The organism is Paenibacillus sp. FW126-R14, assembly GCF_058789495.1.
Map to the genome: position 1 here is coordinate 88,178 of NZ_JBYTBS010000006.1, position 12,564 is coordinate 100,741.

15 protein-coding genes are annotated in these 12,564 nt (G+C 45.2%); 5 read left to right on the plus strand and 10 right to left on the minus strand.

The features are described 5' to 3' along the window. Nucleotides 1-392: 392 nt before the first annotated feature. From AC3WRW_RS06145 to AC3WRW_RS06155, 3 genes are all read right to left on the minus strand, one after another. On the minus strand, nt 393-794 hold the full coding sequence (locus tag AC3WRW_RS06145; RefSeq protein WP_492545464.1) for a DUF3397 family protein: 402 nt from the start codon (nt 792-794) through the stop codon (nt 393-395). A gap of 13 nt (nt 795-807) precedes the next feature. Then, nucleotides 808-1,776 carry a ketopantoate reductase family protein gene (locus AC3WRW_RS06150; protein ID WP_492545465.1) on the minus strand — a complete coding sequence of 323 codons (969 nt, stop codon included), beginning with the start codon at nt 1,774-1,776 and terminating at the stop codon, nt 808-810. Nucleotides 1,777-1,885: 109 nt separating this feature from the next. Then, nucleotides 1,886-2,539: an RsfA family transcriptional regulator gene (locus AC3WRW_RS06155; protein ID WP_492545466.1), complete on the minus strand. Its 654-nt coding sequence runs from the start codon at nt 2,537-2,539 to the stop codon at nt 1,886-1,888. Nucleotides 2,540-2,849: 310 nt separating this feature from the next. Between AC3WRW_RS06155 and AC3WRW_RS06160 the strand changes: the two genes are divergently transcribed. After that, entirely contained in the window at nt 2,850-3,080 is a 231-nt protein-coding gene (locus AC3WRW_RS06160) for a DUF2626 domain-containing protein (protein ID WP_028558057.1), read from the plus strand. A 60-nt stretch (nt 3,081-3,140) separates the two neighbouring features. Here the strand turns inward: AC3WRW_RS06160 and AC3WRW_RS06165 are convergent, their stop codons facing one another. Next, nucleotides 3,141-4,265 (minus strand): class I SAM-dependent methyltransferase, encoded by a 1,125-nt coding sequence (locus tag AC3WRW_RS06165; RefSeq protein WP_492545467.1) that lies wholly within the window; start codon nt 4,263-4,265, stop codon nt 3,141-3,143. A gap of 89 nt (nt 4,266-4,354) precedes the next feature. Here AC3WRW_RS06165 and AC3WRW_RS06170 point away from each other — a divergent pair, with 89 nt between their 5' ends. From AC3WRW_RS06170 to AC3WRW_RS06180, 3 genes are all read left to right on the plus strand, one after another. Next, on the plus strand, nt 4,355-5,320 hold the full coding sequence (locus AC3WRW_RS06170) for a hypothetical protein (RefSeq protein ID WP_492545468.1): 966 nt from the start codon (nt 4,355-4,357) through the stop codon (nt 5,318-5,320). A gap of 103 nt (nt 5,321-5,423) precedes the next feature. Continuing rightward, nucleotides 5,424-6,518: a hypothetical protein gene (locus AC3WRW_RS06175; RefSeq protein WP_492545469.1), complete on the plus strand. Its 1,095-nt coding sequence runs from the start codon at nt 5,424-5,426 to the stop codon at nt 6,516-6,518. A 37-nt stretch (nt 6,519-6,555) separates the two neighbouring features. Then, nucleotides 6,556-7,044: a hypothetical protein gene (locus AC3WRW_RS06180; RefSeq protein WP_492545470.1), complete on the plus strand. Its 489-nt coding sequence runs from the start codon at nt 6,556-6,558 to the stop codon at nt 7,042-7,044. 59 nt (nt 7,045-7,103) lie between these two features. On the opposite strand, the gene AC3WRW_RS06185 is transcribed toward AC3WRW_RS06180, so the two are convergent. Then, complete coding sequence (locus AC3WRW_RS06185) at nt 7,104-8,435, minus strand: PhoH family protein (protein WP_492545471.1); 1,332 nt, start codon at nt 8,433-8,435, stop codon at nt 7,104-7,106. Nucleotides 8,436-8,569: 134 nt separating this feature from the next. Here AC3WRW_RS06185 and AC3WRW_RS06190 point away from each other — a divergent pair, with 134 nt between their 5' ends. Further along, nucleotides 8,570-9,097, plus strand: a complete 528-nt coding sequence (locus AC3WRW_RS06190) for a YhcN/YlaJ family sporulation lipoprotein (RefSeq protein ID WP_492545472.1) — start codon at nt 8,570-8,572, stop codon at nt 9,095-9,097. Nucleotides 9,098-9,139: 42 nt separating this feature from the next. Here AC3WRW_RS06190 and AC3WRW_RS06195 read toward each other — a convergent pair whose 3' ends face one another. From AC3WRW_RS06195 to typA, 5 genes are all read right to left on the minus strand, one after another. Beyond that, on the minus strand, nt 9,140-9,283 hold the full coding sequence (locus tag AC3WRW_RS06195) for a hypothetical protein (RefSeq protein WP_492545473.1): 144 nt from the start codon (nt 9,281-9,283) through the stop codon (nt 9,140-9,142). 180 nt (nt 9,284-9,463) lie between these two features. After that, the gene (locus AC3WRW_RS06200) at nt 9,464-9,745 is read right to left on the minus strand and encodes a hypothetical protein (RefSeq protein WP_492545474.1); all 282 of its coding nucleotides are present in this window, start codon (nt 9,743-9,745) and stop codon (nt 9,464-9,466) included. 1 nt (nt 9,746) lies between these two features. Beyond that, on the minus strand, nt 9,747-10,178 hold the full coding sequence (locus AC3WRW_RS06205) for a hypothetical protein (RefSeq protein ID WP_492545475.1): 432 nt from the start codon (nt 10,176-10,178) through the stop codon (nt 9,747-9,749). Beyond that, nucleotides 10,175-10,453 (minus strand): YlaH-like family protein, encoded by a 279-nt coding sequence (locus tag AC3WRW_RS06210; RefSeq protein WP_171686387.1) that lies wholly within the window; start codon nt 10,451-10,453, stop codon nt 10,175-10,177. Before AC3WRW_RS06210 ends, AC3WRW_RS06205 begins: the two co-directional genes overlap by 4 nt. Nucleotides 10,454-10,586: 133 nt before the next feature. After that, complete coding sequence (typA, locus tag AC3WRW_RS06215; protein ID WP_492545476.1) at nt 10,587-12,428, minus strand: translational GTPase TypA; 1,842 nt, start codon at nt 12,426-12,428, stop codon at nt 10,587-10,589. Nucleotides 12,429-12,564: the final 136 nt, after the last annotated feature.

A 12,564-nucleotide genomic window follows, 5' to 3' on the forward strand; every position in this document is an offset into this window, starting at 1 on the left:
GCCTCCTCTAAAATTATGTATGTCTAGAATATCTATGGCTAGGTGTTTGATAGTTTTTATGACATAAACCTTACACCTTTAACCCAAAAATAATTGAAACCGCTTCAGACATGTCATAACATCTTACTTTAACCTCTGGTAAAAAAAATTACTAGACTCTACGCAAGGAATTATAACATAAAACCAAGCTTTGTCCAGACTTAATTTACCTTAGTAAGAATATTTGTTAAAAAAGAATGAAGATGAAGTGCCTCACGGATTCTAATTATACAACCATCGGTCAATAAAATCTAGACGATTTTCATTGTTATTTTCTACAAATCTCAAATAAAATATTACAAAGACCTTCGAAAAATCTCACCTTCTGCTTAATTCCAACAAAAACGCCCTTTTTACGTCGAGAATATATAATTTTTGCCGATATGCAAGAAGAAAAGCAGAATATAAAGAGCAGAGAGCCCTAAGAAGCTGAGCCTCCAGACGACTCTGCCTACTTTTAACAAATCCGTTTGACCTTTCAACTGCGTTTGATACCCGCCAATGACGCCAAACGCGATGAGCAGGATGAGCGTAATGAGCCAGAACCCAAAGTTCGTATGGAATAATTGATTCCACATCAAAGAAACTGAACCGAGGAGAAAGATGTTCGTAACGTCCATGGTCAGTCTAGTCGTCATTTTTTTATCGCGCAGAAAAAAGAACACCGCAAACCATAACAAAACAAACGTAATAAACGGCGCTACAGCCAGAACCGCATAAAGTGTGGAAATCCAACTTACCAATACATCCATCATCTTCAACCACCTACTATTCTAGAGCTTTCACTAATCGATACACTGTGAGATGTGTTGGAAGCTCGAGGTTCAGTTCTTCGGCCATCTGTAGAAAGCTTCCGTTTATTCGGTCAATTTCGGTCGTTCTGGAGAGCTCGATATCCTGCAGCATGGATGAATGATTCCCGCTGGTCGCTTCACAGACCGTTAGAATGGTTTGCCATAAATCGTCTGGCAGCTCGATGCCTTTTGCCTTCGCGACCATACAAGCTTCCCGGTAAAGGTCTTGCATGAGCAATCTTGTCCAAGCGGAATCCAGCAGCTCCCCATTTTTCACACGCAAAATAGCTGTAAGAGGGTTGATCACGGCATTGATAATCAATTTGTTCCAGATCCTTGCTTCCATGTTCTTCGACATAAAAGTTTGAAATCCTGCCTTATTGAGCAAGTTTACGATTAAAAATTCCATCGAATTTGCGTCATCCTGATCCATTAGACCTGGGACCCCGATATAGGTAGTGCCGTGGCCTGTGTGGGCAACGGCCGTAAGCCCTCTCCGCTTCGCCCCCTCAGTTGTTACTGCGAGCAGGAGCTTGTCCCTTCCGGCTGCTTGACTCAGCATTGATTCATGTCCGATTCCATTTTGGAAACTTACCAAATAAGTGCCGGAAGAACTTTGGGTATATATATAATGAACGAGTTCTTGCGTAATTGCAGGCTGTTTGACCATGAGAAAAATATAATCATAAGGCCGGACGGCGATATCAGTCGCTCCTGCTTCCAATTCCGCTTCCGCTTCCGTTTGATAATATCTAAAGTCTATTGAACCCCCGCGCGTAGTTCTATAGCTCTCCGGTGTCCCCTCTAACCGTATGCCTTCTTGAGCCAGACGGTCTGCCTGCTCCTTCGTACGCGCAACAACGGTCATATGCTCACACCATGCAGACAGTTTCGCAGCAAATAGAAGCCCCAAAGAACCTGCCCCAATTATCATCATACGCATCCCGATTCCTCCACTCCTAACCTTTGTCAATCATTATACAACAAAAAAGCCTCAGTCCAAGGTTTCCCTTAGGTCTGAAGCTTTTTCTTCTACCGTAACAACTGCCAACTTACTCTACTCTTTCTAAATTACCGTTTGCGTCCATCTTGAACCGCGGCTTCTCGTCTTCCTCTTCTTCCACTAAAAATGCCATCTTCCGGGCCCGGTCCATAATCTGGATCAACGCTTTGTAATCGTCATTGACGACGCGATAATCCGTTTCCACTTCATTGACTTGTTTATTGAGCTTGTTATTTTCTCTGCCCAGTCTATCTAGTTCGTCTTCCTTGTCTTGCAGCTCTTTTTCCAAGTTTTTAATATGACGATTCATATCTTGATACGTATTTCTCCATTGTCTCAGGAAGCGGATCACAGCATCGATCGATAGTGTTTCTTCCGTAAAGGATTCATTTTTGCCTGTTGACAATTCAGGAGCATCCAACACACCGACGGCCGAGGAGCCTGAGATGGAAACGGCAGCATGTTTTTTGAGCTGCGTTCTTTTTTGGCGCTGCGCTTTCGCAATCTGGATCGCCGCTTCATATTTTTTTCTCACAAAACTGTTCCATCGAAATCCGCACGCCGCAGCAGTACGTCCAATACGTTCCCCAACTTCCTCAAACGCGGATAATTGCGTACTTCCCTCTCTAATGTGACGCAGAGTCACTTCCGCTAAGATCAGATCGTCTTCATCGCTCCAAGCATCTTGTCTTATAGCCGACATAAGGTTAAACCTCCTAACATAATGTACAGAAAGAAGAATCAATTCGCAGGTACCGAAGTATAAATTGATTCGTGCCATTATTACTATTTCTATGCCCGTACTAGAGTTCATAGAATCTATTTGATACTAAATGGTATTGCCAAATTTTTTAACACTCATACATGGGATTCGGATAAAAAGACATACTACATCTATACGATGAAATGTTTGCAATTTCGTCACCGTTTGACGGTTTACACTGCTCGCTTCAAAAGGTATAATGTGATGTAGTTAAAAGTGCAACGTGGTACGAGAGGGGGATGTAACGAGAATGGATCGCATGTTTCGGGTTTTAGGTTTTTGGACACTTGTTATCGCACTGATGAGTTTAGCCGGCGATATGATACCTATGTCTCTGATTTTCTTTTTCCAAACAGCCGTATTCGTCATTCTAGGCTATATGCGCTTGTCAGAACGAACTTACATATTGTTGTTCTGGGGATATATGATTATTTCCTTCAGTGGGTTTACGTACTGGTCATTTTTCAAAATGTCCATCTAGTACAGAAGCAAACAACGAACAAAAAGGTGAACCGATGGTTATCCATCGGCTCACCTTTTTTTATTTGACGGCAAGGAACACTTTGAACAGCTCACTCATTTGATCGCTCAAGAGCAGCTGCCGGATAGCTCGGTTTCTTTTGGAAACTTCGCTGAACGGATTGGGATCGAAGTGATTTTGCAGCCGTTCCAAAATGCCTTGTTCCACCAGGAACTCCTTTTGCGTCTGCAGCTTAGTAACAGGAAATCCACTCTGCCGTGCAGCTGTTGCCAAATCGCTGAAGTTCACATGAGAGGTCAAATCCTGTTCCCCCTGATAGATCAACGGGTTATCCTGTGCCTGATGCTTCCGATACCCCATCAAAGTTCCTTGGGAGCGATGCGCGGCATACAGTTCTTCTTCGACATCTCCGTAATCAATAACGATGCAGCACCCGCTCTTCATGCGCCGCGATACCCGGGAGATCCAAGCCGCACTCTCCAGGTTAAGTTCACCGATTTGGCCTTCCAACCATTGAACCTTTGACCGCGCTAAGGTGTCTACTAATTGCCCGGAGAGATTGGGAAGCCATATTTCCGTGAACATCTCATCTTGTTCCAGCCAAGTCACATAGGCTTCCTCATATTTCCCCTCTTTATAGCGGATTCGGTGAACCGGGAAAGCATCCAATAGTTCGTTGGCAACAATAAACAAATGCTCCTCTGGCTCTTGAGCGATCCATTCAGCTTCGCTGGCAAATGCAATCAGCTGCTCATGCGCCTTCAAAGCAGTGAGCTGAAGCGCTCGGTGATAGGCACTTGATTCAATTAGCGTATAAGTTAATCGATCATAGACTGCAGGAGAACTTCTTTTCAATTCATCCAAAAGGTGCAGGGCCATTCGTCCGTTTCCCCCACCCCACTCAACCAGATGAATCGGCTCCGTGCCCGAAAGCTCGCCATGCTGCCTCAGCTGACCGTTTATGAAGGTCGCTATCATTTCCCCCATCACAGATCCGATGGAAGAGCTGGTATAGAAATCTCCTTCCTTGCCTATCTTGACGTTTTCATTGCGATAATAGCCATAAGGCTCGCTGTAAAGACAAATTTCCATATAGTCACGGAATGAGATTGCTTTTTTTTCTGCAGATTGTATGGCTTGAATGATCGTTGCAACAACTTCCGGATGTCCGAGCTGAAGATTCAAGAGAACCCCCTCCAATTGTTTACTTAAAGACAAAGCTGCAGGAAACCATTATAATGAAGATGAATGATGGAAGGAGAGACAAAATTCGCATGTCTAAGAAGTGGATCACCCTTACAGCGGTAACGGCAATCAGCCTGCTATCGTTGACAGCTTGTACAGACAATACGCAAGTGAAAGAAGCTTTCGAACAAGCGCTCAGCAAACAAAACGAAATGAAATCTTACACCTTTGAAGGCAGCACAACGCTTGCCATTAGCGATGCCTTATTGAAATCGTCAAACCCTTTAACGAATGGACTTCTCTCTTTAATGAAAGAAAGCACCCTGGATTGGAAAGGGATCAGCAATGTAGAACCGCTCGAATTCCAAACGGATTTGAAAATTACTCCTAAAGGCTCTACGTCGCCTATCGAGATTCCGATTCTCATTAAAGATAGCAAATTGTATTTTAATATGCCAGCATTAAATAAGACGCCTGACGAGTACTATACCGTTGATTTGCAGCAAATGAGCCAAAACGGCAAGAGCGCTTTATCGCTAGACACTTTGAAAAACACATCCCAGCTGTCCAGCGCGCTTAGTAAACTCGTTTTTGACGGCATTGATCCAAAATGGTACAAAGAAGCCAAAGAACCCGTCAAACTAAAAGACGGCTCGTCCGCCAAATCGATCAGCGTCGAGCTTACAAGCAAAAACGAAAAAGAAATTAATACATTATTCCAAACAAAGCTGCCTGAATTTTACGGATACCTGCAAAACAACGGACTTCTTACCGCAGACAAAGCCGAACAGCTCAAAAAATCGCAGCCTTCTGCCACTCAGCTGAAAGCACCGAGCAAGATGGTTGTCGCGATTGATGATAGCGGATTTATCCGGGAGCAAACCTTCGATATCGCCTTTCAAATGACTGTCGACGGCAAGGCGCAAGACAATCATATCGTCCTTCACCAGACGTATGACGCGATTAATAAAGCTGCCCCGTTAACCAAAGAAGTACCGAAGAAAGTGAAAAGCTTTGACGACATTTTGAAACTCCTAGCGCCAGCCAAAAAATAGATATCGCGCTTAATACTTACTTCTTCCCCGGAGGTAAGTATTTTTTTGTGCTTCATTTAATAGAAATATATGATAATCTGTTCATAGGGGGAGAATGCGTTCGATGAAATATAAATTCATAACAGTGATGACGTCCTTGTTATTGCTGCTGCAGCTGACACTGCCGGTTCATACAGTAATGGCTGAAGAAAATAATCCGGGGGCTGATGAAGCCAAAGCACTCGTACAAAAAGGACTTACCATCTTTGAGATCGACAAAGAAGTTAGCCGGCTCAATGAGCAAGATGCCAAGATCGGCCTGCAAATTAAGCAAAACGAACAAGATATTGCGAAGCAGAGCAGCAATGTGGACAGCACGCGAAAGCATGCAGGCAAAGTGATGAGGGCTTATTACACCGGAGACCGCGATTCGATCTGGATGCTGCTGTTTTCCGTTAACTCCTTCTCGGATGCCTTGCGCATGTTCGAATATTTGCAAATGATTATAACGAATGATCATCGCGCCTTAACAGCTTTTACGGATTCGTTTAATAAATTGAAAAGTTTGCAAGGTGAGCTGCAGGCTTCTCGTGCCGAGCTGCAAAAGACGAAAGATAAATATTTGGAGCAGCGGGAAAGGCTCGTAAAGCTGCAAGAAGAGCTGGATAAACAACTTGCCGTCAGCGCCCAAGCGCCCGCTATCGAGGCTCAAATTAAAAGTTTAAATGAGCAATGGAAAAAAGAGGGGATCCCTTTATTCCGCGAGTATTTGAATAATTTATCCGCAGCGTTCCGGGAGCTTCCGCAGTATGTAACGAAAGAAAATAAATTTATGGACTTATCTTCGATTAAAAACCCTGTTATTACAATCAGCGATACGGATTTTAACGCCTATTTGCATGACAAAAACGAGCTGCTGCAAAACTTGAACTTCCAGTTTGCCGATGATGCCATTATTGCCAAGGGTCAAAAGGATCAAGTGCAGGTAACGATCGCCGGCAGATTCATATTGAAAGAAAATCCAGACATGAATGAGGTCCGTTTTGTCGTGGATATCCTTGAATTCAATGGCTTCCAACTGCCCGACACCACAATCGAAGATTTCTCAAAGGAATTTCAGCTCGGTTTCGTGCCGAAAAAAATCGTCAGCTATCTGGATGTCGTTAGCGTGCAAACGAAGAATGGCACCGCAGTTGTGAAACTCAAATTATCCTTGTAAACTAGCTATGGATAAACAAATGAAGCGAGGACATACGATGCAATCGAAAATTGGACTTTTAATGGATGTACCCGAAGGAAGACTGATCAGCTTTTACGCTGAAATTGAGAAAGCGCTAGCCGGCAAAGCGGAAATATTCGACCGCGACAACGAAATGTTAATTGTCAGCAATGAAGCGCAGAAGTTTGCCGTTCTGGAGGTCATGGCGCAGCACAACGTCGATACGGACCAAATGGCGCTGGGCCTGCTCCCCGAAGACGCGGAATTGACGGACCTTTTCAGCGATTATGGGTTTACAAGCGAAGGCGAGCACAATTACTTGTACGAGAAATTAGTTGTCCCTTTCCGCTTTACCGAAGATAGCAAGCAGGCGGATGTCGATCAGGCTTCGCTGCAAATCGAAGAACACCTGCTAGCCCTCTACAAGGACGAGCAGCGCGATGTTTACGTCGTAGACCGCCAGCTTGAAGAGCTTATGCACGGTATTGCCAAAGCTTATCGGTGCCGCATCGAAATTCTTGCCTAAATCAAACAAACCCCTCATTCCCACTTCAATGTGGGGTGAGGGGTTTTCCTTTGATCAGATCAGAGCAAATCAGCCGCTAACTGCGCCAGATGCGAACGTTCTCCCCGCTCCAGCGTAATATGCCCGCTAATGCCTTCCTGTTTAAATCGTTCCACCACATACGTTAATCCGTTGCTTGAAGCATCGAGATACGGATGGTCGATTTGGTCAGGATCCCCTAGCAGAACTATTTTACTTCCTTCGCCTACGCGGGAAACGATCGTTTTGATCTCGTGCTTGGATAAGTTTTGCGCTTCATCGATGATGATGAATTGTCCCGGAATGGAACGTCCGCGAATATACGTGAGCGCTTCGACTTGAATGCTGCCCAGGCCGGCAAGCACCTTCTCGATGTCACCCGGTTTTTTCGTATCGAATAAATACTCCAAATTATCATAGATCGGCTGCATCCATGGACGCAGCTTTTCCTCTTTTTCACCAGGCAAATAGCCGATATCCTTGCCCATGGGTACAACGGGACGAGCAATAAGCAATTTCTTGTATTTCCGGTCATCTTCAATCTTCATAAGGCCTGCGGCCAGCGTGAGCAGCGTCTTGCCTGTTCCCGCTTTCCCAGTGAGGGTGACGAGCGGGATATCGTCATTGAGCAGAAGCTCAAGAGCCATGCGCTGCTGCGCATTACGCGCGGCAATTCCCCAGATGGGATCGTTACTCATAAAGAGCGGCTCAAGTTTTTTGGCATCCGTCGTGACTTTCAGCAAAGCGGATTTGGAGGAACCTAGTTCATCGCGCAATATAACAAACTCATGAGGATGAAGCATGTACCCCAAATTCAAGGAAGTCACGGTTAAGAAACGATATGAGTAAAATTCGTCGATCACAGACGGGTGAACATAGAGTGTGATACATCCTGTGTACATATCCGTCTGAGCTACGATACGGTCAGTTAAATAATCCTGCGCAGGAATGCCAAGCACATCCGCTTTAATCCGCACCAGCGTATCTTTACTAACGATCACGACCGGTCTCGGATAATCATTGGCTTGCTCCTCCAAATGGTAATTGAGGGCAACCGCAAGTATTCGGTTATCATTCGTCAACTCGGAAAATGTATCCTGCAGTTTAGCAAAACTGCGGTGGTTAAGCTCAACTTTAATGCTTCCGCCTTGTTCAAGCGCGATGCCATCGGATAAGGTACCCTTGGTCCTTAATCCATCGAGCAGCCGGGAAACATGTCTCGCATTTCGGCCTATTTCATCCGCATTTCGTTTCTTAGAATCGATTTCCTCCAACACCACGGCGGGTATGACTACTTCATTATCTTCGAACGCGAACAAGGCATTTGGGTCCTGAAGCAGTACATTGGTATCTAACACGTAAATTTTTTTCATTGGTGTGTCCCCTCCCAGATTTGGCGTCAGATCATTGGTTATATTCCATACATACAACCTAGCTGTACAGGACAAACTAAACGCGAGATTCAAGGAAAGGATCGATTCTAGTGAGACTATTGTGCGTATTTTCGTTGGTACTAACCCTCGCGGTTGGCTGTAGTCAAGCGCCGAAAAGCGGTGCCCCCTCTCAAGATACAAATCAAAGACAAGTGAAGGTTCAACAAATTGCCCCTCAAAAACTAGAAATAAAAGATTCTAAAGCAGTTGCAGAGCGTTTGGAAAGCCTAGCCACCAGTATTCCTAATGTTGAAAGCGCGCATTGTGTCGTATTCGGCAATACCGCCGTGGTTGGCATTAACCTTAGAAAAGATTTGGACCGCGCGAAAGTCGGTACCGTCAAATATTCGGTCGCCGAAGCGCTCAAGAAAGATCCCTACGGTGTGAATGCCATCGTGACAGCAGATCTCGATTTGGATCAGCGGCTGCGCAACATCCGGGATAACATCAGTGCAGGAAGGCCGATTACCGGTTTCGCTGAGCAAATGGCGGATATCATGGGCCGGGCGATGCCGCAGCTGCCGCGTGATATTCGCAATCCCCAAGACAACACAGGACCGGGTCCTAATGATGCGAATCAGGCCCTTAATCCACAGCCATAATTCACGGAAAGATGACAAAAAGCCTGACTGCACAGAGCAGATCTAGGCTTTTTTTATCGCATCAAAAACTTGGCCGATTCGCTTATCCGTTACTCGGCACGCAAAAGTTTTCTCATATTCATCTGTTGTCATCATTAGGGCGCTGTTCATCTTATGCTCCGGTAAAGCTGTGATGTGTTCAGCCATATCGCTTGCGCCTCCTACAAAGGTGGTTGAAAACGATCCTTACACTAACAGTATAGCATAGCCGGTGGCAAGCGTTCCACCATTATGTATCTATTTTCAGGTCATGCGAACACTCCTTTATCATCCAGATATACCTTATTGTACGTCGGATTAAAAAAGTTATGTCCCCAAATGTCCCGCCTACTGATTATTGTAAATCGGATTGGCATTAATATCATCCAGCAGCTTTTCCGCGGCTTCGCGGTCAAAACTTTGTATGCTCTTCATCCCCTCGCGCTCATAGGAAATGTGAATTTTCATGGGATCGGATTCATTCACAAGTTCAACATGGCTGACTCCATGATCTTCCTGCAAAATCATAGCGAAGAAATCGAGCGTTTCTTGGGCCGCTTCATCGCTTGGCCTCGCTTCGCTGACAATGTGCATTTGGAGCCAATTGAAAAACGTATCCTGGAGATTCATCTTAATGCCCATCCTCCCTAAGTAAAATAACGTCGCAGCCGGACTCCAGCCAACGCAGCCATTGATTTTTCCAATCGACAGACGCTGCACCCAAATCACTTTCATTCAAGGCGGAAACCAGTTCCGCAGCTTCCTTGCGCGTGAGCAGACGGTCCAGAAAAGCTTCTGCACAGTGTGAAAGGTGAAAAGGATTGCCGTCAAAATGAATCGCATCAGCATGCCCTAAATCCACTTCCGCAAGGTCAGAACCGCATAACTCCTCGTCATCGCTTAGCAGCAGACTGGATTTAAACATAGCGAGCAGTCTCGGATGCTTTCCGTTGGCTTGCTCTCGAAGCTTCTCTAATGCACTCAGCGGCGTGCAGTTGATCCGGTCAGCCCCAAACACCAATGGCGAATAGCTGACAATCGGAGTTAACCAATACCGCGTCATTCCGGGTTACCGCTCCCGGTTCTTTTCTCGATAAAATAGCGAATTCGAACCAGGAACATTAAAGAAATAGCGACAGTTAAGCATAGTACAATCGGCAATCCCACAAGCTGAAAACCAAGCAGCATGATCGAACCGATGGCCATAAGCAAATAAACGATGGCTGTCTTTAGAACCGGCAATTTGCGTGTGCGGAAAACTTTGTTATACACGTAAGACATGAATATAAAGATTAACAAATAAGTGATGTAAATGTGATTACCAAACCACTCGTTCAAAGCCGTCAACACCATACACTCCATTTCGCTGCAAAAAGTAATGTCAACTCTCATTATCGCTTAAATGCGCAAATAAATAAAGGGAAATGCAGCCGGTTGGCTGACATTTCCCCTATTAAGAACACTTTGTGAACTAAACGTTCGCTTCAGCCATTTTACGTTGTTTCTCAGCACGTTCACGTTCGCTCTTGTTCAAGAGCTTCTTACGGATACGAACCGATTTTGGCGTAATTTCACAATACTCGTCATCGTTCAAATACTCGAGCGCTTGCTCCAAAGAGAATACGCGCGGAGTTTTCATTTTCACTGTTTCTTCTTTGTTCGCGGAACGGATGTTGTTTACCGCTTTTTCTTTACAAATATTTACAATGATGTCATTGTCGCGCGTATGCTCGCCAACGATCATGCCTTCATAAACTTCTGTTTGCGGATGAACGAACAGGATACCGCGGTCTTCGACGGAAAGAATACCGTACAGCGTGGATACGCCCGTTTCACTGGATACAAGCACGCCTTCATGACGTCCGCCAACGTTAGCTCCTTGGTATGGACCATAGCTGTCAAACGCATGGTTCATGATTCCGTAGCCGCGAGTCAGCGTCAAGAAGTTCGTTCTGTAACCGATCAAACCACGCGCCGGAATCAAGAACTCAAGACGAACGTTTCCGCTGCCGTTATTGATCATGTTCACCATTTCGGCTTTACGGGAACCTAAGCTCTCCATAACGGAACCCATGCTGTCTTCCGGAACGTCGATGATCAAGCGCTCGATCGGCTCCATTTTTTGACCTTCGACTTGACGAATGATAACTTCCGGCTTGGAAACTTGCAATTCAAAGCCTTCACGACGCATGTTCTCAATCAAAATACCCAAGTGAAGCTCACCGCGGCCGGATACGATGAAAGCATCGGGGCTGTCTGTATCTTCAACGCGCAAACTTACGTCTGTTTCCAGCTCTTTGTACAGGCGCTCACGGATTTTACGGGAAGTGACCCATTTGCCTTCACGGCCTGCAAAAGGTGAGTTGTTCACGACAAATGTCATTTGAAGTGTAGGCTCATCAATTTTCAATACAGGCAATGCTTCCGGATTCGCCGGATCTGCTACGGTTTCACCGATATTGATATCTTTGATACCCGCGATCGCAATGATATCTCCAGCTGCCGCTTCTTCGATTTCAATCCGTTTCAATCCGTTGAAACCGAACAATTTCTCAATTCTGGCTTGCTTTTGTCCGCCTTCGCGTGTCATTACTGCTACAGTTTGGCCTTGACGAATTTTACCACGGTTCACACGGCCTACGCCGATACGGCCCAGGTACTCGTTGTAATCCATAAGGGTAACGAGGAATTGAAGAGGTTGGTCAACATCTTCTGTCGGAGAAGGGATGTGAGTAACGATCGTCTCATAGATAGCTTCCATGTTCTGATCTTGTTTTTCCGGGTCAAGGCTTGATGTGCCTTGCAATGCGGAAGCATAAACTACGTGGAAATCAAGCTGCTCATCGGATGCGCCCAGCTCAATGAATAGATCCAATACTTCATCCACAACTTCAGCGGGACGAGCATTCGGACGGTCGATTTTGTTAACTACGACTACAGGTTTGAGGTTGCTTTCCAGCGCTTTGCGAAGTACGAATTTCGTTTGCGGCATAGTACCTTCGAAAGCGTCTACGACTAGTAGAACGCCGTCAACCATTTTCATGATACGCTCTACTTCACCGCCAAAGTCGGCGTGTCCAGGCGTATCTACGATGTTAATCAGGTAGTCTTTATAGTTAATAGCTGTATTTTTGGCTAGAATGGTAATACCGCGTTCTCTCTCGAGATCGTTGGAGTCCATCGCTCTTTCTTGGATAGCTTCATTATCGCGGAATGTACCGGATTGTTGAAGCAATTTATCTACGAGTGTTGTTTTGCCGTGGTCAACGTGTGCGATAATTGCAATATTGCGAATCTTTTCTCTTGCCTGCATGAATGTCAAACCCTCTCTACCCTATAATTTTCGTCTCTGTTCATAAAACAAGCGTCGGACAAAAGCGCCGACGCTTGACATTTATGTTTATTATACGCAGTTTCTCGACATTATGCAAGGAAAATGACAATCAACA

Coding starts and splice junctions, on each gene's coding strand:
- AC3WRW_RS06145 (WP_492545464.1), bottom strand. CDS start 794: ATGATGGATGTATTGGTAAGTTGGATTTCCACACTTTATGCGGTTCTG.
- AC3WRW_RS06150 (WP_492545465.1), bottom strand. CDS start 1,776: ATGCGTATGATGATAATTGGGGCAGGTTCTTTGGGGCTTCTATTTGCT.
- AC3WRW_RS06155 (WP_492545466.1), bottom strand. CDS start 2,539: ATGTCGGCTATAAGACAAGATGCTTGGAGCGATGAAGACGATCTGATC.
- AC3WRW_RS06160 (WP_028558057.1), top strand. CDS start 2,850: ATGGATCGCATGTTTCGGGTTTTAGGTTTTTGGACACTTGTTATCGCA.
- AC3WRW_RS06170 (WP_492545468.1), top strand. CDS start 4,355: ATGTCTAAGAAGTGGATCACCCTTACAGCGGTAACGGCAATCAGCCTG.
- AC3WRW_RS06175 (WP_492545469.1), top strand. CDS start 5,424: ATGAAATATAAATTCATAACAGTGATGACGTCCTTGTTATTGCTGCTG.
- AC3WRW_RS06180 (WP_492545470.1), top strand. CDS start 6,556: ATGCAATCGAAAATTGGACTTTTAATGGATGTACCCGAAGGAAGACTG.
- AC3WRW_RS06185 (WP_492545471.1), bottom strand. CDS start 8,435: ATGAAAAAAATTTACGTGTTAGATACCAATGTACTGCTTCAGGACCCA.
- AC3WRW_RS06195 (WP_492545473.1), bottom strand. CDS start 9,283: ATGGCTGAACACATCACAGCTTTACCGGAGCATAAGATGAACAGCGCC.
- AC3WRW_RS06200 (WP_492545474.1), bottom strand. CDS start 9,745: ATGAATCTCCAGGATACGTTTTTCAATTGGCTCCAAATGCACATTGTC.
- AC3WRW_RS06205 (WP_492545475.1), bottom strand. CDS start 10,178: ATGACGCGGTATTGGTTAACTCCGATTGTCAGCTATTCGCCATTGGTG.
- typA (WP_492545476.1), bottom strand. CDS start 12,428: ATGCAGGCAAGAGAAAAGATTCGCAATATTGCAATTATCGCACACGTT.